This window comes from Dellaglioa sp. CoH-57-MRSF-21, assembly GCF_056781915.1.
In genome coordinates, this window is sequence record NZ_JBXAXU010000004.1 from 24,563 (window position 1) to 45,485 (window position 20,923).

The 20,923-nt window shown below is 32.4% G+C and carries 21 protein-coding genes; 5 read left to right on the plus strand and 16 right to left on the minus strand.

Annotated elements, in window-relative coordinates; translation table 11 throughout:
- Positions 1-223 precede the first annotated feature (223 nt).
- Complete coding sequence (gene rpsT, locus AC1RPQ_RS05280) at positions 224-478, plus strand: 30S ribosomal protein S20 (protein ID WP_409022404.1); 255 nt, start codon at positions 224-226, stop codon at positions 476-478.
- A gap of 51 nt (positions 479-529) precedes the next feature.
- On the opposite strand, the gene holA is transcribed toward rpsT, so the two are convergent.
- The 11 genes from holA to AC1RPQ_RS05335 form a co-directional block, all read right to left on the minus strand.
- Positions 530-1,555 carry a DNA polymerase III subunit delta gene (gene holA, locus AC1RPQ_RS05285; RefSeq protein WP_481761709.1) on the minus strand — a complete coding sequence of 342 codons (1,026 nt, stop codon included), beginning with the start codon at positions 1,553-1,555 and terminating at the stop codon, positions 530-532.
- A 5-nt stretch (positions 1,556-1,560) separates the two neighbouring features.
- Positions 1,561-3,579 carry a DNA internalization-related competence protein ComEC/Rec2 gene (locus tag AC1RPQ_RS05290; RefSeq protein WP_481761708.1) on the minus strand — a complete coding sequence of 673 codons (2,019 nt, stop codon included), beginning with the start codon at positions 3,577-3,579 and terminating at the stop codon, positions 1,561-1,563.
- Positions 3,580-3,830: 251 nt separating this feature from the next.
- The gene (locus tag AC1RPQ_RS05295; protein WP_409022402.1) at positions 3,831-4,310 is read right to left on the minus strand and encodes a ComE operon protein 2; all 480 of its coding nucleotides are present in this window, start codon (positions 4,308-4,310) and stop codon (positions 3,831-3,833) included.
- 59 nt (positions 4,311-4,369) lie between these two features.
- Positions 4,370-4,924: a helix-hairpin-helix domain-containing protein gene (locus AC1RPQ_RS05300; protein WP_481762189.1), complete on the minus strand. Its 555-nt coding sequence runs from the start codon at positions 4,922-4,924 to the stop codon at positions 4,370-4,372.
- 241 nt (positions 4,925-5,165) lie between these two features.
- The gene (gene coaD, locus AC1RPQ_RS05305; protein WP_481761706.1) at positions 5,166-5,663 is read right to left on the minus strand and encodes a pantetheine-phosphate adenylyltransferase; all 498 of its coding nucleotides are present in this window, start codon (positions 5,661-5,663) and stop codon (positions 5,166-5,168) included.
- A gap of 1 nt (position 5,664) precedes the next feature.
- Positions 5,665-6,216: a 16S rRNA (guanine(966)-N(2))-methyltransferase RsmD gene (gene rsmD / locus AC1RPQ_RS05310; RefSeq protein ID WP_481761705.1), complete on the minus strand. Its 552-nt coding sequence runs from the start codon at positions 6,214-6,216 to the stop codon at positions 5,665-5,667.
- A gap of 5 nt (positions 6,217-6,221) precedes the next feature.
- Complete coding sequence (locus AC1RPQ_RS05315) at positions 6,222-6,548, minus strand: YlbG family protein (RefSeq protein ID WP_481761704.1); 327 nt, start codon at positions 6,546-6,548, stop codon at positions 6,222-6,224.
- A gap of 18 nt (positions 6,549-6,566) precedes the next feature.
- Positions 6,567-7,745, minus strand: a complete 1,179-nt coding sequence (locus AC1RPQ_RS05320; RefSeq protein ID WP_481761703.1) for an FtsW/RodA/SpoVE family cell cycle protein — start codon at positions 7,743-7,745, stop codon at positions 6,567-6,569.
- 397 nt (positions 7,746-8,142) lie between these two features.
- Positions 8,143-9,990: a translational GTPase TypA gene (typA, locus tag AC1RPQ_RS05325; protein ID WP_481761702.1), complete on the minus strand. Its 1,848-nt coding sequence runs from the start codon at positions 9,988-9,990 to the stop codon at positions 8,143-8,145.
- A 165-nt stretch (positions 9,991-10,155) separates the two neighbouring features.
- Positions 10,156-10,929 (minus strand): inositol monophosphatase family protein, encoded by a 774-nt coding sequence (locus AC1RPQ_RS05330; protein WP_481761701.1) that lies wholly within the window; start codon positions 10,927-10,929, stop codon positions 10,156-10,158.
- A gap of 12 nt (positions 10,930-10,941) precedes the next feature.
- The gene (locus AC1RPQ_RS05335; RefSeq protein WP_481761700.1) at positions 10,942-11,220 is read right to left on the minus strand and encodes a UPF0223 family protein; all 279 of its coding nucleotides are present in this window, start codon (positions 11,218-11,220) and stop codon (positions 10,942-10,944) included.
- 238 nt (positions 11,221-11,458) lie between these two features.
- On the opposite strand from AC1RPQ_RS05335, the gene def reads away from it, so the two are divergent.
- A complete protein-coding gene (def, locus tag AC1RPQ_RS05340) occupies positions 11,459-12,007 on the plus strand; it encodes a peptide deformylase (protein ID WP_409022787.1) in 549 nt (182 codons plus the stop codon).
- Between the two features lie 75 nt (positions 12,008-12,082).
- On the opposite strand, the gene AC1RPQ_RS05345 is transcribed toward def, so the two are convergent.
- Positions 12,083-12,562, minus strand: a complete 480-nt coding sequence (locus AC1RPQ_RS05345; RefSeq protein ID WP_409022393.1) for a hypothetical protein — start codon at positions 12,560-12,562, stop codon at positions 12,083-12,085.
- A gap of 229 nt (positions 12,563-12,791) precedes the next feature.
- On the opposite strand from AC1RPQ_RS05345, the gene AC1RPQ_RS05350 reads away from it, so the two are divergent.
- From AC1RPQ_RS05350 to AC1RPQ_RS05360, 3 genes are all read left to right on the plus strand, one after another.
- Positions 12,792-13,010 carry a DNA-directed RNA polymerase subunit epsilon gene (locus tag AC1RPQ_RS05350; RefSeq protein WP_409022392.1) on the plus strand — a complete coding sequence of 73 codons (219 nt, stop codon included), beginning with the start codon at positions 12,792-12,794 and terminating at the stop codon, positions 13,008-13,010.
- Entirely contained in the window at positions 13,007-14,683 is a 1,677-nt protein-coding gene (gene rnjA / locus AC1RPQ_RS05355) for a ribonuclease J1 (RefSeq protein WP_409022391.1), read from the plus strand. The genes AC1RPQ_RS05350 and rnjA overlap by 4 nt, the downstream gene beginning before the upstream one ends.
- 118 nt (positions 14,684-14,801) lie before the next feature.
- Positions 14,802-15,749, plus strand: coding sequence for a diacylglycerol/lipid kinase family protein (locus AC1RPQ_RS05360; protein ID WP_481761699.1), 948 nt, complete (start codon positions 14,802-14,804; stop codon positions 15,747-15,749).
- 42 nt (positions 15,750-15,791) lie between these two features.
- On the opposite strand, the gene recD2 is transcribed toward AC1RPQ_RS05360, so the two are convergent.
- The 4 genes from recD2 to mnmA form a co-directional block, all read right to left on the minus strand.
- Complete coding sequence (gene recD2 / locus AC1RPQ_RS05365; protein WP_481761698.1) at positions 15,792-18,251, minus strand: SF1B family DNA helicase RecD2; 2,460 nt, start codon at positions 18,249-18,251, stop codon at positions 15,792-15,794.
- Positions 18,252-18,266: 15 nt separating this feature from the next.
- On the minus strand, positions 18,267-18,926 hold the full coding sequence (locus AC1RPQ_RS05370; protein ID WP_481761697.1) for a tetratricopeptide repeat protein: 660 nt from the start codon (positions 18,924-18,926) through the stop codon (positions 18,267-18,269).
- A 9-nt stretch (positions 18,927-18,935) separates the two neighbouring features.
- Positions 18,936-19,592, minus strand: coding sequence for a histidine phosphatase family protein (locus AC1RPQ_RS05375; protein WP_481761696.1), 657 nt, complete (start codon positions 19,590-19,592; stop codon positions 18,936-18,938).
- A 106-nt stretch (positions 19,593-19,698) separates the two neighbouring features.
- Positions 19,699-20,838, minus strand: a complete 1,140-nt coding sequence (gene mnmA / locus AC1RPQ_RS05380) for a tRNA 2-thiouridine(34) synthase MnmA (protein ID WP_409022386.1) — start codon at positions 20,836-20,838, stop codon at positions 19,699-19,701.
- Between the last annotated feature and the right edge of the window lie 85 nt (positions 20,839-20,923).

Below are 20,923 nucleotides of genomic sequence, written 5' to 3' on the forward strand. Positions count from 1 at the left end.
CGTCAACAAACTAAGTTAAAGGTTACTTGGAACAAATCTAACCTTACTAAAATTTAGAGTATATTGCAAGTTTTTTATAACTTCTCTTATCTAATTATTACTATCAAGTAAAAATCCTTTACAAGTTTTCATTGCATTAACTAATTTGGTTAGGTATAATAATGGTTGTTGAAATATTTGTTGAGAACCAATAAGGTGATCATGATAAGTGGAGGTGACTTAAATGCCAATTATTCAATCTGCAATTAAACGTGTAAAAACGAATGAAAAAGCAAACGTTAAAAATGCTGCTCAATTAAGCACAATGCGTACTGCTGTAAAGAAGTTTGAACAAGCTAAGACTGCTGGTGCCGATAATGTAGATGCTTTATACAAAGCTGCTATTACTGCAATCGACAAAGCACATTCTAAAGGTTTGATCAAAGAAAACAAAGCTGCTCGTGATAAGTCTCGTATGGCTGCTCGTTACGCTAAATAAGTTTTCAGAAAAATACCCAGTAGATTAATAATCTACTGGGTATTTTTTATTTTATACATCTATACGATTAATTTGAAGCATAAATAATGAGAATAATCCTTCTTGATCTTGTTGTGTCGTCTTCATTGCTTTTTCTAAATCAATTAACGCTAAATAAATTTTCCTCAAATCACTTCTATTAAATTTCTTTATCTTTTGAAGTGCCAACTTAATTCGATAAGGATGCACTTTTAAAACACTAGCTAAATCTCCTTGTGAGTAACCTTTATCTTGCAAAATTTTCACTTGTAATAATAATCTAAATTGTCCCAATAATATTGCATTTATCTTAATTGGCTCTTCATTTTGTAAAATTAAATCATGATACAACGTTACTGATTTTTCAATATTATTTGAAATAACAACATCTACTAAATCAAATATATTTTGTTCTAAAGTTTTAGAAACTAAATTTTCAACAGATGATAATGTAATTCGGTGGGTTTCAAAATTATACAAAAATAACTTTGGCAATTCATTCATGATTGTTGATAATTCTGTATTGGTTCTTTCTAGAAATAATTCCAAAGCGTTTTCATCTATTTCAAATGATTTGTTAGCCATCTCTTGGGCTATAAACTGTCGCGTTGCACGCTCATTTAACGGTTGATTATCAATAACTAGACTAAATTTTTTAAGCATCTTACTAATCTTTTTACGACCATCTAATTCTTTATAAGGCGCAAATATAACTACAATACTTGTTGGTTCCGGATGAGCTAAATAAGATAAAAGACCATCAATATCGTGTTCAATTTTTCTTTTTTTAGTGTCTGACGTTAGAAAAAAAGGATTTTGAATAAAAATTAAGCGCTTATCACCAAAAAAAGGAACAGACATCGCATCATCTAATGCTTTAGCCAACGGAACCTCCTCCATATCATATTTACCTAAATTCATCGTTCTCTCTTCTTCAGGTATCAACTCAGTAAATGCTTTTTTTACATCTTCCATTAAATAAGTCTCATTACCTAAGACAAGATTTACTGGCTTCACATTTTCAAGAGATAACGTTGAAATTATTGCCTGTGAATTCATATTTATCAGCTCTTTTCATTGTTAAAAACTTCTAATTTTTCTTTATAATTTTGAAACTTGCTGATTCTTATCATACCATGCTCTGCTGTACTAACAAACGGTATTCGATATTTTTTCAAAGTATCTAATGTTTCTTGATGTGGGTGGCCATATCTATTATTCTTACCAGCAGAAATCACCGCTAACTTCGGTTTTATTTGATCAATAAATATTGGATCAGTCGCAGTTTTACTGCCATGATGACCTGTTTTAAGAATTGATATTTGTAAATTGGGATATTTTTGAATAACCTTTTTTTCACCAGCTCGGTCCAAATCGCCAGTAATAAGATAGCTATATTTCCCGATTGTTCCAAATAAAACAAGAGAATCTTCGTTTTTTCCTATACCTTGATTAAAAGGATGTAGAATCATCAATTCAGCATCCTGTTTTTTACTATTATCTGTCATAGGTATCACCATTTTAGGCGGTCGAGTAGATTCTATTTTTTTAATGAATTGTGGCAGTTGTTCCATTCCAGATGGAACAATCATTCTATCGACGTCTATTTTGGTTAATATAGACGGAAAATTACCTATATGATCTGCATCTTGATGCGTCAAATATAAATAGTCTATATGACTGATTCCTTTGCTTAATAAATAATTAGTAATAATTTTTTCACCAGAAGTTTGATACTCCTTTCTAGTTCGCCAGCTATCCATCTTAAAATGAACTTTACCGCCTGTATCTACTAATGTAATTTGCCTATTAAACGGCTTTCTTATCAATGTTGAATCCCCTTGACCAATGTCAAAAAAAACGACTTCTTGCCGAATTGGAAAATGGATCCATAGAAATACCATAACATAGAAACTAACTAATATTGCCCATCTTTTAATACACGAAGGATGTAAAAAACATGTTAAGGTGCACATGAAAAATAGCATGCACATATTTAAACTGGGTTTACCAAACGTTATCGTTAATGGTAAACGTGCTAGTTCATCAAAAAAATAAATAAACGTTTTTAATACAGTATTTATCCCATCCATAACAACCTTAAAATGAATCCCAACCATTCCTCCAAAAATTACAATTGGTAGGATTAAGAATTCAAAAATAGGAATAATAAAAATACTAAGTACAATTGATAGAACATTCCACTGATAAACGTTGAAAAAAATAAATGGCAAACTAAATAAGTTTAGCCAAATACCTGATTCAAAAGTACCTTTATTCTCCATAAAGATTAGTAGTAATGACATTAGATAGCTCAACTGACCGCCAAATGTGAACAGTACTTGTGGTTCAATCACCAATCCTATTAACAAAGCGAAACACCAAACCGTAATCCCTTGGACAGGTTTATCAATTAGTTCACAAATAAGTTGAACCATACACATAAAAATTGCACGTCGTAAACTACTAGATTCCCCTGCAATAACTAAATAGCATGGAAGTAAAAAAAGTAATCCTTTGGCTACTGTCTCACGTGGGATTAATAGTCTATTTCCTAACGTTCTTATTAACATCACAAAATAATATACATGTAAACCCGATAAACAGAATAAATGAATTAATCCTAATTGTCTTATAGAGGCTAAATCCTGATTGAATTCCTGAGTCTTATCACCAATTACCAAAGCATTCAAAAATTTATCTAACGGATTGGATAAAGAATTAAAATAACTTTTTAATTCTGCTCGTAATTCATGTAACTTACTTATCACGGATTCAAGCGATAAATTCATGACATTTTTTTCACTATTATTAACTTTTATAATAGTCATACTATTGTAAATTGATTTAGTTCGCATAAAACTTTGATAATCAAACTCGTTTTCATTTGTCGCTGATTTAATTTTTTGTAGCTTAGCATCAACGTTTATAATTTTAGTGTGTTTATTATGTTTAATCTTATTGAGTTCATTTTGTGACTTACAGTTATAAAATCCTCGAATTTTTTGTGAATTAGAAATTATTTGTCCATCAAAACTAACCAAATCACCATTGATTGAATAATCATCAGGGTAAATTTTCACATTAACATTTTGTACCTCTTTTTCAACTACAACTTGCTTCTGGCTTTCCTTCGCATTACTGTAAAAATAAATACCAAAAATTAAAATACAGACACAACAAATATAAAAAGTTATCGAACGTTTTAACGTAATAATTCGTATAAAAATAACGATAGCGAAAATAATCCAAATAGGATTGTAATTTACAACATATAAACTTGTTATTCCAATAACTAACGTCGCAAAAAATAGATCAACTGCTTCAACTGATTTTATTCTGAAAATATTTTATTCAGAACAATTTCTTCAATATAATTTTTATCAACTTTTACTTGCTCAAAAATAACATTATTTCTTTCTAATAGTGATATGGCATAATCATCATTATGATAATTACGTAAATAATATATTTTTTTCACGCCGGATTGAAGTAGCATTTTTGTACACTGTAAACAAGGAAAATCTGTCACATAAATTTCTGAATTATCTGTCGCTGAGCCAAACTTTGCACACTGTAAAACTGCATTCATTTCTGCATGAATCGTTCGTACACAATGTCCGTCTACAAGGTAGCAACCTTCATCTATACAATGTACATCCCCTGAAACAGCGCCGTTATATCCGCCTGCAATAATCCGTTTATCTCTAACAAGTATCGCACCAACAGATAATCTTTCACATGTACTTCTTAATGATAGTAATGCAGCTTGCGTCATAAAATATTGATCCCAAGGAATTCTATTATCAGGCATTTAGGTATTTCCTTCTTTCATTTTTTTATAGTATATCAAAAATAAATCTTTAAAAAAAGTTAGACCGCTAATGAGTCCTTTAGACTTTCATATGTTTTATCACCGATGCCGCCAACTTCTTTTAATTCATCCGTAGTTTTAAACGATTGATGTTCTTCTCTATATTGTAAAATTTGTTCTGCTTTTTTTGGTCCAATTCCAGTCAACCCTTGCAGTTGTTCTTTCGTTGCGGTGTTTAAATTAACCGTTGATTCATCATTCGATTTATCCTGAGTTCCTGTAGTAGACCCTGCATCCATAACAGAAGATCCTTGGGCAGTAGTAGCTGCTACTTTATTTTCTTTTACTTCCCCTTTTGCCGGAACATATATAACCATCTCATCTGTTACTTTTTGAGCTAAATTAATCTGTTTCTGATCAGCGTTAGATAAAAATCCCTCAGCTAAATCGATTACCTGACTAATTCTCATTCCTGTTTTCATTGTGTATATACCTGGTTTTTTTATATTTCCTTTGATATCCACAACGATTTTCCCACCATTTGAGGTTTCTAAATGGCTTGATATATTTTTTTCCGAGCTAGACGACGTACTAGTAATACTATTAACTAACATATCATCTGTTTTGCTACTTTTATGTTGTGTAACTATTGAAAAAATGGTCAATGCTATTACAGATACCACACAAATAATGATAATTTTTCGATATTCAATTCAAATTTTTTTTATTTGATCCATCTTATCCACCTCCCTCTTATATTTAAATACGCAAAAAAACGAATTTCATTTAAAATGAAATTCGTTTTTTTCCTTAAATCATTATCACGTATTTTAATGATGATTCATTTTATTTAAGTTAATCTTCCTTACTAATTACTTCATGACATTTTTTAATCATAGCTACTTTTATATGATTAGGTACCATATTTGAAATATCTCCATCAAATTTAAATATTTCTTTCATTAAACTTGAGGAAATATGTGCGTATTTAGGATTAGCAAGCATCAATACAGTTTCCACTGTTTCATCTAACTCTTTGTTCATCAATGCAATATCTTTTTCATATTCAAAATCCCTATTATTTCTAACACTACGAATAATTATTTTAGCATCTAATTGGTGCATTAAGTTAATCGTTAAATCTGATTCAACACTAACTACTTCTACATTTGCTAATGAAAAGGTAGCTTCACTAATCAAATCTACCTTTTCATCAGCTGTAAACAATGACTTCTTTTTAGTATTAGTCATAACTGCGACAATAACTTTATCAAAAATTTGGCTTGATCGAACAATAATATCTAAGTGTCCATTAGTTAATGGATCGAAACTTCCCGGAAAAACTGCATTCATTTTAGTTCTCCTTTTGATAAATCGTTACCTGTGTAATTCCATAATTTTGTCTCCTAAATAGCCTGAATCCAGAAATATCATCAGGTAAGTTAGCATATTGATCTGTTTCACAAATAATTAAAGCTTGATTATTTAACAACTCGCTGCTATCTATTTTTTTTATCGTATCAATTATTTCTTGGGTCTTATAAGGTGGGTCTAAAAAAACAAGATCAAATGTTTCTTTACCTTTTAATAGTCCAATTGCTTTATCGGCATCTTGCTTATAGACCGTAAACTTATCTTCTTCCTTTGTGATAGCAATATTATCATTAATTGTTTTAATTGCTTGATACTGTCTATCAATTAGAAAAGCATGCGAGATTCCTCTAGAAACAGCTTCGATACTTAACCCTCCGCTACCTGCAAATAAATCTAACGATTTACCGCCATCAAAATAAGGACCAATAATATTAAACACTGATTCCTTAACTTTATCCGTTGTAGGTCTTGTTGCCATACCCGGAACTGCTTTTAATTTTCTTCCGCCATATTCACCTGAAATTATTCTCATATACTTTACTCACTTTTATTTTTAAATTTTTCTTGATCTTCATCTGTTAATTTAAATGCTTTTTCACCCATTCGAGACCCAAAGTCCATATCAATATCAGGGCGATGCGATACTTCTGTCTTTTTAACAAATTTTAAATTTTGAATTTTCTTAATCGTCTCGGGTAGGTCTTCTTGATTCATATAAATGACAACATATTTCATTTTTTTTGAAATATATTGAATAATACCGAATCGTTTCAACTGCTTAATTTGCTTCATATGGTATAAAAACACAATGACACCTTGTCTTTTTTGTATAACTAACTTAGTCCCATTTTCTTCGTCAAGCATTTGATTATGACCCCCTTTTTATTTATTATTTAGTAATTCCTTTTTTCTTAAAGCTGATATATTTAAAACTAAGCCTACACAGAAACTCAAGATAAGCATACTTGATCCGCCATAACTAAGAAATGGAAATGTTACACCTGTTATTGGTAAAACACCTGATATACCACCAACATTAAATACAGTCTGCACTGTCATAAACGTCGCAATTCCATAACAACAAAGTGAATGGAAAGTTTCTTTACTTTTAGAACCAATAAAGATAATTCGTCCAATCATACTGAAAAGTAATATTAAAATAAAAAATACCATCAATAATCCAAGTTCTTCACCTGTAATTGCTAATATAAAATCAGTATACGGTTCTGGTAGATAGCCTCGTTTTTGGATGCTATTTCCTAGTCCTGCACCAAAAATACCACCATTACTTAATGCATAATATGAATTTACCAGCTGTTGTCCAGTTGATTGCTGATATTTAAACGGATCATTGAATCCACTAAATCTTTTAGCCATATATGCTAATGGACCACCAGAATCTGGAGAAACAGATTTTAATTTTGATAATAATATCATTAAAGTACCCATGCCACCAACAGAAATTAAAGAAGTTATTCCAATTGAATACCCACTAGCCAAAATAATGATTAATACTGCACTAAAATTAATAATAAACCCACCCACATCTGGTTCAACCAAAATTAAAATGAGTGGTAAGGCTACTGCAATCGCATAGATAAAACGACGTTTATTTCTACCCTCATAACTTAATTCTTTATTTTCACGGAATGCAACTTGTTGCGCCATAAACAAGACTAAAAAAATCTTGCTGATTTCTGCGGGCTGAATGTTAAAAGAGCCAAAGTTAATCCATCCTGCTGCACCATTAACTGTTTTACCGCTAAGTACTACGTATAAAAGTAGCAGAATGGACACTGCACCAAATAATATTATAAATCCAGAACTTTTAAAAAAATTAACCTTCATTGAATATATAAGGAAAGCAACTAGCAATCCTAAAATGGCAAAAAGCAATTGTTTTTTTAAATATGTCGTTGGATCGCCACCCGCCATTTGAACCTTATATGAACTAGCAGAATAAACCATGACCACACCAATTCCGGATAATATGATATACGGTATAAAAATAAAATAATCAAGATATTGTAATTTTTGTGTTATTCTTTTTAAAATTTGCATTTTTAATCCAACTTATTTCTTCATTTTTTCAAATTTAGTACTAAAGTGTCTATTCGAAGTTACTTCAAGATTCTTTATCTGCTTCTTTTCAGTTTTTTCTTCAAACAGAGCACACTCCAACACAAAATCTACTTCACGAGAAAAACGAACAATTAAGTATCAACTACTTCTTAAAATGTAACATAACCAAGCTAGTAAAATGTATTTCGCTGTTTCCAGATAAATTTATTTATTTTATCTACATTTTCTTGCAAAGTGACCATCACATTTTCTTTAGAAATGTTGTTTTTCATCGATTTTATTCTCTCGTGACTCCTAATAGTATACCATATTACTATTTATCATGATTAAAAAAAAGAGTTGAAAATGAACTTAATCATTTTCAACTCTTTTTAAATTAACCTTTTTTTGAATCTGTTTTATGTTGTTTTTGAGCTTTTTCACGCATATTTGTATCTAAGATACGTTTACGTAAGCGTAAATTATTTGGTGTGATTTCTAATAATTCATCCGTGTTCAAGAATTCCAATGATTCTTCAAGAGTAAGAATAGTTGGTTTCTTGATTGAGGCTGTTTGATCTTTATTAGAAGAACGAACATTACTCATAGCTTTTCCTTTAGTAATATTTACAGAAATATCACGTTCACGGCTACTTTGTCCAACAACCATTCCTTCATAAATATCAGTAGTAGGTGTTACATAAATTGTTCCACGTTCTTCAATACTCATAATTGAATATGTTGTAGCTTTTCCTGAATTAATAGAAACTAATGCGCCATTACGACGACCAGGTTCCCAGTTACGGATAACTGGTTTGTATTCAGAGAAAGTATGATTTAAGATACCGTATCCACGAGTCATTGAAAGGAATTGTGAATCATATCCAATTAAACCACGAGTAGGAGCTGAGAAAGTTAAACGAGTTTGGCCGTTATTACCGGTCTCCATGTTAATCATTTCACCCTTACGTTGAGCCATTGTATCAATAACACCACCAGAATATTCATCAGGTGTATCGATTTGGACGCTTTCAAATGGTTCTTGCATCTTGCCTTCGAATTCACGGTAGATAACTTCTGGACGTGAAACTTGAATTTCATAGTCTTCGCGACGTAAAGTTTCAATTAAGATTGATAAATGTAATTCTCCACGACCTGAAACAACCCAAGCATCTGGAGAATCTGTATCTTCAATTTTCAATGAAACATCAGTATGCAATTGTAATTTAAGACGATCTTCCATCTTTCGAGCAGTAATGTTTTTACCATCTTGTCCAACAAATGGTGAATCATTCGTTCTGAATGTCATTTGTAGTGTAGGTGGATCAATACGCATTAATGGTAATGCTTCTTGATGATCACTTGGTGTTACAGTTTCACCAACGAAGATGTCATCCATCCCTGAAACTGCAATTAAATCACCGGCTTTAGCTTCATTAATTTCAACACGATCTAAACCGAAGAAACCAAAAAGTTTTGAAACACGGAAGTTTTGAACTGAGCCGTCAAGTTTAATAACAGAAACTTGATCACCAACAGCAATTTTTCCACGGAACACACGACCAATACCAACACGACCAACATATTCATTATAATCCAACATTGAAACTTGGAATTGTAATGGTTCGTCACTGTTATCAACTGGTGCAGGAATTGTATTTATAATTGTTTCAAAAACGTCATCCATAGAATGTTTTTGAGTTTCGATATCTGGATCCATACTTGATGTACCATTGTATGCACTAGCATAAATAACAGGGAAATCAAGTTGTGCTTCATCAGCACCTAATTCAATAAACAAATCAAGAACTTCATCAACAACTTCTTGTGGACGAGCACCCATACGATCAATTTTGTTAATAACAACGATTGGTACTAATTGTTGTTCTAAAGCTTTTTTCAAAACAAAACGTGTTTGAGGCATTGTTCCTTCAAAAGCATCAACGACAAGTAAAACACCATCAACCATTTTCATGATACGTTCTACTTCACCACCGAAATCGGCATGTCCAGGTGTATCTAAAATGTTAATTTGTTTGTCGCCAACTCTAACAGCAGTATTTTTTGATAAAATTGTAATACCACGTTCTTTTTCAATATCATTTGTATCCATGGCACGGTCACTAATTTCTGAATGGCCATCCAATGTATCTGATTGTTTTAATAATTCATTAACTAATGTCGTCTTACCGTGATCGACATGGGCGATAATCGCAATGTTACGAATGTCATCTCTTGTTTTCAAGTTTGTTCTTCCTTTCGTTGGAGCCTTAATATTTTTACGAATAATAACTACAGTTCACTATTATAGCAGACAATTAACACACTTACTAAAAGTTTTCATACTTTTTCATAAATAAATCGCATAAAAAAACTGCGACTTGTTAGTCACAGCCACAACGCGATTCTACTAAAAACTATTTAGTAGTTTTAAAATGTCCTCTTGTGCGTTTTCCGTTGCTATTAATACATCTGCTGATTGTAACATATCGAGCTCTAACCCGTCAATTGTTTTCACGGTGATACCAAGAGTTTCCGCCAATATTTTACCGGCTGCAAAATCCCATGGTTTTAAGTGAGAAACATAACCAATTTCTTGTCCACGTAATATGTGAACAAACTCAATACCGGCACTTCCATAAACCCTAGCACCTGAACTATGTTGAACAATTGATTGTAAATGCTTATAGTCCATCATTAACATAGGTGAGCTACAACCTAGCAAGCCATCCTTAAGTGCTATATTTTCAGGCTTTTCAAGTTTTTTATCGTTGGCAAAGACGCCCCTATCTGGCCCACCAGAATATAAAACATTATTCATTACATCCATAATGAATCCCAATTTTCCAATACCGTTTTCATAAATACCAATCATAATCGCGAAATGATCTTTCTGTTTGACAAAATTCATTGTGCCATCAATTGGATCAACAATCCAAACAGTACCATCTAAATTTGTTACATCATCCCCAAAACCTTCTTCACCTAAAATTTTGGCTTTCGGATCAAAGGTACGAATTTTGTTTACTAAAAATTTTTCAGTCTGTTTATCCATATTAGTTACAAGATCAACTCGACTACTTTTTGTTTCAACAGACAATGGATTTCCAAATGCATGAATAATATTTTCACGTGCCTCTGTCAGCCAACTTTTAACCTGATAATTAACCTCATCAATATTCAAATCATAACCTCCCTATTGGTTAATTTTAATAACGTCCCTTGTACTCTCTCTTGCAAATTTCATTGTACGATAAATACTAAAACCTGATTCATCTTCGTACGATCTGCCTATTTGTTTTTCCTCCATTTTGGAAGGAACAATTTTTTTAAACTCACGATAATTATAAAGCAATTCTTCTCGATCAATACCTGTAGAATTTGCTAATTCTATTGCTTTATAGAATTCACTGACAGAGATAATTTCTTCAGTAGTCCAATGTGCTTCTAATGGGTAATCAATTTTATTATTCATAATTTAGTGTGTTAAACTCCCTTTATTTTTACTTTATTTAATTATTGAATTAATTTTCAACTAATACTTTCAATATACTTGAAAGTAATTACTATGTTTCATTTTACAGCAATCCATTAAAAACTAAAAGAAATGAAACATAACTATTAATTTTCAAATGGCCTACAGATATGATTATTTTATGCTACAATGTACCGTAGAATATTAATTTGGAGGTACTATTTTGATTAAAATAACAATGAAAAATATCATTCGTGAAGGTAATCCAATTTTACGAAATCGTTCAAGCGAAATGACTTTTCCGCTTTCAGATGATGATAAACAACTCGCACATGATTTAATGGAATTTTTAGAGAATAGTCAAAATGAAGAAATAGCTGAAAAATATCATCTACGCGCAGGTGTTGGCTTAGCAGCTCCGCAATTAGCAATTTCTAAACGAATGACTGCTGTCTTAATCCCTGGCCCAGAAGGTGAAGAGCCCACACTTAAACAAGTGTTAATTAATCCTACTATTTTAAGTCAGTCAGTTCAAGTTGCTGCACTTTCAGAAGGTGAAGGTTGCTTATCAGTTGATAGAGATGTCCCTGGATATGTGCCAAGAGCTGATCGGATTACACTTCGTTACTTTGATATCGAAGGTACACAACATAAAATCCGCTTGAAAAATTATGAAGCAATTGTAGTCCAACATGAAATTGATCATTTAAATGGTATATTATTCTTTGATCATATTAATACTGACAAACCATTTGCTATACCGAACGATGCTATTATGCTTGAATAAATAACTAAAGAGTTTCTCCAATAATTAATTTATTGAAGAAACTCTTTTTATTTCACTTTAAACATACTGTTTGAACTATACCTTTTTTAAATCTTTAGTATACATAATTGTCTCAACATTAACCAAATGTGCTACCTCTAAATGTAAAATACCGTCTAAATACCAAAGATCTGTTACTTCAAATGCCGATTTTGCTTCGACACTTTTTTTAACCAGGTTCATCATTTCAAATTCTTCAAATAAATTGAAAAAAATGTTTCTTATTTTCCCGATATTCTCTTCTGAAGGAGACTTCATCTGAAATTGATACTCAAATACCATGACCCTCTTACCCCAAACCTTTGAAACAATTTCTGTAACCCTTAGTATTTCAGAATTAATACCATATTCATTACCATGTAGTCTATTTAAAGCAAATTCAACCGCATTATCTGTAATAAGTTTGCTTTTATTTTTAAGAATAGTAATCTGTCTATTTCTTTTCAGACGGTTATAATTTAAAATTATGATGATCATTAAAACCACTACAGTCACTATTTTAACTACCAACCACATTTATAAAACACCACTCTTCCTTATACGATAACTTTTCATAATTATAACATGTCTGTTAAATTTTATCCTTTATAAGTCTATTCAAATCGGTCTATTCTATACTTAAATAATAATATATGATAAAATATAAATTATATGTTGTGCAGACAACCCCCAGTTCGGTTTCTAATTTCCATTTCAAATCATTTTAACCAAAATGATATCAATTTAATTTAAAGGAGTTTTACAAATGATTTTTAAAGTTTATTATCAAGAAACACAAGATAGAAATCCACAAAGAGAAGAAACAAAATCACTTTTCCTTGAAGCAAGTTCTGAAATTGAAGCTCAAAGTATTGTTGGTCACCAAACAACACATAACATTGAATTCATTGAAACATTATCAGATAAAGCTTTAGCATATGAAAAGGAAAACCCTACATTTAAAATGACGGAGTTTTCTGAATGAAAAAGATAAATGTTAAAAATAACGAGACTGGTGTTTTTGCAGTCGGCGGATTAGGTGAAATTGGTAAAAATATGTACGGCATCCAGTTTCAAGATGAAATTATCGTCGTCGATGCAGGAATCAAGTTTCCGGAAGATGAGTTATTAGGAATTGATTACGTTATTCCTGATTTTCAATACTTAGTTGCCAATCAACAAAAAATTAAAGCATTAGTTATCACCCATGGTCATGAAGATCATATTGGTGGTATTCCCTATTTATTAAAACAAATTAATGTCCCAATTTATGCTGGACCATTGGCTTCAGCATTAATCAAAGGAAAATTAGAAGAACACGGGTTACTTGCCACAACAGAAATGCATGAAATTGAAGAAGATACTGTTCTTAAATTCAGAAAAACGAGTGTGTCGTTCTTTAGAACAACTCATTCAATTCCTGATACTTTAGGTGTCGCAATCAAAACGCCATCTGGTAACATTGTAGTCACTGGGGACTACAAATTTGATCTAACACCTGTTACTAATCAGCCGCCCAACCTTCAAAGAATGGCTCAACTTGGTGCTGATGGTGTACTTTGTCTACTATCTGATAGTACAAATGCAGAAATTCCTAATTTTACAAAATCAGAAAGATTCGTTGGTAAATCAATTCGACGAATTTTTGAAAAAGGTGAAGGCCGCATTATCTTTGCTACTTTTGCTTCAAATATTTCCCGAGTACAACAAGCTGCTGAAGCTGCTGTTGCCAAAGGCCGTAAAATCGCTGTCTTTGGACGTAGTATGGAGGCAGCAATTGTTAACGGACGTGAATTAGGATACTTAAATATTCCAGATGATGCCTTAATTGATGCACGTGATATTAATTCATTACCCGCAAATGAAATTTTAATTTTATGTACGGGATCACAAGGTGAACCAATGGCAGCTCTTAGCCGTATCGCTAATGGGACTCATCGTCAGGTTTCTATTCAACCTGGTGATACTGTTGTTTTCTCAAGTTCTCCAATTCCTGGTAACACAATCAGTGTAAACCACGTTATTAATGAACTTTCAGAAGCTGGAGCAACTGTTGTCCATGGTAAAGTAAATAATATTCATACTTCTGGTCATGGTGGCCAAGAAGAACAAAAATTAATGCTCAGTTTGATGAAACCTAAGTATTTCGTCCCTGTCCATGGTGAATATAGAATGCTTAAAATTCATACTGGATTAGCTGAACAAATTGGCGTTCCAAGAGAGAATAGCTTTATTATGGAAAATGGTGATGTCTTAGCTCTAACTAGTGATTCTGCTCGAATTGCTGGTCATTTTGAAGCTGATGATATTTATGTCGATGGTTCAGGAATTGGTGATATCGGTAGCGCTGTCCTAAATGATCGACAAGTCCTTTCTGAAGAAGGCCTTGTTGTTGTCGTTGCAACGATTGACATGAAAAAACATGAAATTCAAGCAGGACCAGATTTATTATCTCGTGGATTTGTCTATATGCGCGAATCAGGAGAATTAATTAATCAAGGTCGTCGTCGCTTATTCCGTGTCATGAGTCGCTTATTAAAAAATGATAAAATTACAGAAGCCATGATTAATGATGCAATCGTTGATGACTTACAAAAATTCTTATATGAACAAACTGAACGTAAACCAATGATTTTACCAATGTTAGTTATCGTTTAACAAAAATAGCTCAATATTCTAATTAGAATATTGAGCTATTTTTATATAATCAAAATTTATCTTTAAATCCTTTTAAATTTTAGTTATAATTATTAGTATTAATTAAGGAGGGAAGTTCATGAATCAATATTTCATTATCGTTAATGAGTCTGCTGGAAGTGGTCGTGCTAAACAAATTTGGCAATCTATTGAAAAAAAATTAATTTCTCAAAATGTCTATTTTAAGGCCCATCTGACAGACTATATTGGTCATGCTTCCCTTCTAACGGAAAATTACGCCAGACATTATCACCCCATCGAAACAGACAATAATCAAATTATACTAGTTATTGGCGGCGACGGTACTTTAAATGAATGTATCAATGGTGTTAAAAATGCGAACACATTTGATATCCCAATTGCCTATATTCCTGCAGGATCAGGAAATGATTTTGCTCGAGGTGTCGGTATCCCCAAATCTCCACTTGTAGCTCTTGAACAAGTATTAAACACAACTTCACCTAAACTATTAAACTTAGGTGTCATGCACGAATTATCACGGCATGAAAAAAAATACTTTATAAATAATGTTGGCGTAGGTTTCGATGCGCAAATAGTAAGTATCGCAAATCAATCAAGTTCAAAGAAACTATTGAATAAACTTCATCTAGGATCGCTTACTTACTTAAGCGCCCTATTAGGAACTTTATCAAGACAAGCTGCATTTCCCATAACTGTCCGGGTGAATGGCCATCAAGAATTTTATCAAAATGCCTTTCTTGTAACAACATCAAATCATCCCTACTTTGGTGGCGGTGTTCCAATTTTACCAATGGCAGATCCGACAAAAAATAATTTAGACTTAATTATCATTGAAAAACCTAGTGCACTAAAATTAATCTATCTAGCCATTTTACTGAAATCTGGTAAACATATTAACCAAAAAGGTGTTCACCATTTTACATCAGATAAAATTAAACTTTCCGTTGACTCTTTAGAGTACGGTCAAATGGATGGTGAAGACCTAGGAACCCGTTTCTTTGAAATTGAGTATAGCGTCTTATCATACCCATTTTGGATTAACTAAAAAGCCTATATATCTCATTTAATTGAGATATATAGGCTTTTTCTATGGTCGGCTATTCTCCATTCCAATCATTGGATCAATTGAACCATCCATAATATTGTCGTTAGTTAAAATAAATTTTTCAATTAAAGTTGGAACAGGCGGAGCTATTTTAATAGATTTTTTAGCTAGTTGGCTCTCTTTAATCGAATCATCAACTTTTTTAATATCACCATCAAAAATCTGTTCAATTCGTAATAATAACGTTGTTTTTCTATTGGCTGATTCATTCTCAACACATTCTTCAAATGATTTTTCTTCGCCAAGCAAAATCAATAACTGGCTAGCACGGGTAATTGCGGTATACAGTAAATTACGTTTAAGCATTCGCTTATACTGCGAAACCATTGGCAAAATAACCATTTTAAACTCACTACCTTGAGACTTATGAATAGATGTGCAATATGCCAAAGTTATTTTTTGCCATTCATTTCGCCTGTAAGTCACTTCTGTTTGATCAAAAGCAATAACTAGTTCGTCTACCTTATCTTCGCTATCTTTGGCCAATGTAATTCCTACAATCTTACCTATATCTCCATTAAAAACATTATTTTCAGGACTATTAACAAGATGTAACACCTTGTCACCAATTCTAAATTTTTGATCTCTAAAAAGTACTTCTTTTTGTCTACTATTTTCAAGTGGATTCATAATATTTTGTAACATTTCATTTAAACGATTAATTCCCGCCGCACCTCGATACATTGGTGCCAGAACTTGAATATCACTTGAAGTGAACCCTTTATTCTTAGCTCGTTCAACAACCTGTTTAATAATTGATTCAACTTGAAATTCACGACTCGCGAAAAATGAACGATCCTTTTGATTCTGTGTAAAATCAGCAGGTAATTCACCTTTTTTTATTGAATGTGCGAGTGAAATTATTGATGACCCATCACCTTGACGATAGATATCCGTTAATTCTTTTCGCTCAAGATAGTCACTTTTCAATAAATCATAAAATGTTTGCCCAGGACCAACAGAAGGCAATTGATCTTTATCACCTACAAAAATGACTTTCATATCTGTAGGTATTGCATTCATTAATGTATTCAATAAATACGTATCAACCATCGACATTTCATCGATAATTAATAAGCCACCTTCTAAATCTTTCGTTTCAACATCATTATTCGATTCTCTTCCAGTTAGTCCTAAGAGTCTATGGATTGTACTGGCAGGTAATCCAGTCGTTTCAGTCATTCTTTTTGCTGCTCGCCCAGTAGGTGCAGCTAAAAGAATAGGAAATGTTTGTCCTTCTCCATAACTACTAAGATCGAGCGAAAAGTCATTTAATTCCGCAAATAACTCCACGATACCATTAATAACGGTTGTTTTACCCGTTCCTGGGCCACCTGTTAATAAAAATATCTGTGAATTCATAGCCGCCCTAATGGCATTAATCTGTGACTCACCATAATTCATATCAAGTTTTTTTTCAATCTTACGAATTGCTTTATCAATATCTTTTTCTGCTAACTTACCTTTTTCTTGCCCCGATGAAAGTAATCTTTTTAAATGTTCAGCAATTTGGTATTCTGCATGATACAGATTTTTTAAATAAATACGCTGTTCATCACCGACAACGAGTCCTGATTTAGCTAAATTAATGAGTTCTTTTGAGATTGCCTCAGGGTTTATTCTGACTCTTCGACTACTCTCTAATAATCGTAAAGATGCTTCCAACAACGGCTCTGCAGTCGCATAGGTATCGCCATCTTGTTGACATAAATCATTGATACTTTGCAAAATACCTGCTTGTATTCGACCTGAAGAATCAGCTGCAAATCCTAATTCTCCAGCAATTTGATCTGCCTTTTTAAAGCCAATATTTTCAATATCATTTACTAGTTGATATGGATTTTCTTGAATAATTTCAAGGGTTTTTTCTTTATAAGTTTGATAAATAGTTGCGGCTAATTGACTACCAAATCCAAAACCATTTAATCCAATAATAATTTGTTCCATCCCATTATTTACTCGAACAGTCTCTAATATTGTTGTTTTCTGCTTGTTTGATAATTCTAATGAATCAAGTACAGTATCATCTGCTAATATTTTATCAATTGTTTTCGTTCCTAACTTTTCAACAATTGATTCCGCAGTCTTTTTCCCAATCCCTTTAAATTCTGAGCCAGATAGATAGGTAATAAGCCCCATTTTTGAAGTAGGTGTTTCATTTTGATAATTACTCGTTTGAAATTGTTTCCCATATTTGGGATGCTCAACTTGTTGACCATAGAAGCGGTACGTAGATTCCTCTTTAATGTCAGCAAAATTACCAGTAACAACAACCTCATCTTCAGGCCATTCCAAATTACTTTCAATACTGTGAATTAGAATCACTTTATAAAAACTATCTTGGCTTTGAAAAAATATGGTTGCAACCTTACCAACCAAGTAAGCTTGTGTTTCATCACTTTGAGGATCATCATTAAATAAATTTAGTTTCTGAACAACCATTATTTCACATCCTCTTTATTTATCACGTAATTTTATAAACGATTCTATTTCACTTAATCTTTGTTTTTGTGCCTCAAAATAGGCCTGATTGGCTATTTTTGAACGATCAAAATAAGTATTGAATTCAATTCCTAAAACCATATTAGCTAAGCCTCGTTGAAAATTAGCCTTTGCATTATTTTCATCTATTTTAAGAACTAAGTCATAATATTTACCAGCATTTTCAAACTGACCCAATGCTAAGAAAATATCGCCAATTAATTCGTTGGCGTCCATATTTTTAGGATTTATTTCTTGAGCCGTAATCGCAAATACTAATGCTTGTTGATACAGCTCTTGAGCCATATATGATTGTGCTAACATTAAAAAAGCTGTTTCTTTCAACTTTTGATTAGTTACTTTTTGAAATGATTGAATTGCTTCAGAATACAGTTCTGCCTCGTAAAACACGTTACCAAGACCATATTGTAATAAATCAACTTGTTCATTTTTCTCATCAAAATATCCAATAGCTTTTTTATACAGTTCTTCCGCCTGAGGGTAGTCTTTTACTTTTGTTAAATAACTACCTAATTCATAATAAGCCGTTTGATTATTAGGTTCTTTTTCAACCTTTTCAACTAATTGATGAATAATATGTTTTGATTCTGCTTCTTTTTCTTCTCTCTTACCCATTATTACTCCTTAAACGACATCACTTTCATCGCGTATTCTATCCAAATAACTAGTATCATTCCATTTAACTAATTTAAATTCGGTTCCATTTTGTGTTTCCAAAATAGTCGTACTAGTATTCGATAAGCCACCTTGTTTACGGAAGTCTTTCAGCGGTACTCCTAATAAATCGTGAATCAAGGCACCAAGCGCCGCACCATGACTAACAATGATAATATTTGCATCTATTTTATTTTGGTCAACAATTTTTTTAATTGTTGGAACCATCCGCTTTAATAAAGCTTGAAATGTTTCGCCATTAATATTTTTAGGATCATATTTATCGGGATGATTACGGAAGGCATCGAGTTCCTCAGGATACTGAACAGCCACATCTGTAAACTTCATGCCTTCCATTTTCCCTAAATGAAATTCTTCTAAGTTATCATTCAAAATAACATCCAAATTTTGGTTTAGGCCTGTATTAATTAAATTTGCTGTGTCCTTTGCACGCTTAATAGGACTTGAATAAATAGCATCAAATTTTATTGATTTAAGTGCTTTGATTAATTGTTGTATTTCTATGTAACTTTGTTCAAGTAAGGGTGAATCTCCATTCGCACCTTGGTATCGTCCCTCAAGATTCCATTCTGTTTTGCCATGTCGAATAAAATATATATTAGTCATCAGTCAATAAGACCCCTTCGTTTTTTCATCTCTATTATATTATGCCACAAATATAAAAAGGCACAAACAAAATATTTGTTTGTGCCTTAACTATTATAAATTCAATTTAAACATATTGTAATTGTTTTGATCCCTCAGTTGACTTTTTAAATGCAGCGTCAATGATACCACTACCTAAGCATTCTGCGCCATCGTAAAAGACAACAGCCTGTCCAGGTGTAATAGCACGTACTGGTGCATCAAATTCAACTGTAGCTTCTGTACGGTCATCATTTAAATGAACCGTCACACCAACATCAGTTTGACGGTATCTAAACTTAGCAGTGATATGGAAATCATTGCCAAAGCGATCGATTGGTGCCATAAAACTTAACTCTGATGCTTCAAGATAATCGGCATAAAGTAAATCATTATGGTAACCTTGTCCAACAATCAATGTATTTGTTGCTAAATCTTTACCTACAACGAACCAAGGATCGTTACCTTCACCCGTACCACCAATACCAAGACCTTTACGTTGACCAATTGTATAATTCATAAGACCATAATGCTCGCCCATTTTTACACCGTCAACAGTCATCATATTACCCGTTTGTGCTGGTAAATATTCACCAAGGAACTTTGTAAAGTTTCTTTCGCCGATAAAACAAATACCTGTTGAATCTTTTTTCTTAGCAGTTGAAAGTCCAGCTTCTTCAGCAATTCTTCTAACTTCTGGTTTTTCAATGTTTCCAATTGGGAACATAACTTTTTGAATTTGTTTTTGTGATAATTGACTCAAGAAATAAGTCTGATCTTTGTTACTATCATCCCCACGTAACATATGCATAATACCGTCAGCATCTTGCTCAACTTGTGCATAATGTCCCATTGCGATGTAATCAGCATCAAGTTCCATAGCATAATCGAAAAATGCTTTAAACTTAATTTCTTTATTACACATCACATCTGGATTTGGTGTCCGACCCTTTTTATATTCATCCAAGAAATATGTGAATACGCGATCCCAATATTCTTTTTCAAAATTAACGGAATAATAAGGAATTCCAATTTTGTTTGCTACTTTAGCAACATCTTTGTAATCTTCTGTTGCAGTACAAACACCCATTTCGTCCGTATCGTCCCAGTTTTTCATGAAGACACCAACTACATCATAACCTTGTTGCTTTAATAAATAAGCAACAACTGATGAATCGACGCCACCACTCATCCCAACAACGACACGAGTTTTACTATTATCTGGCATACTATCACCATCATTTCAATTAGATTCTGAAAAAATCTACGATTTGAAGGTCGCACTATTTCAGTAAGTACTATTATACCAATAA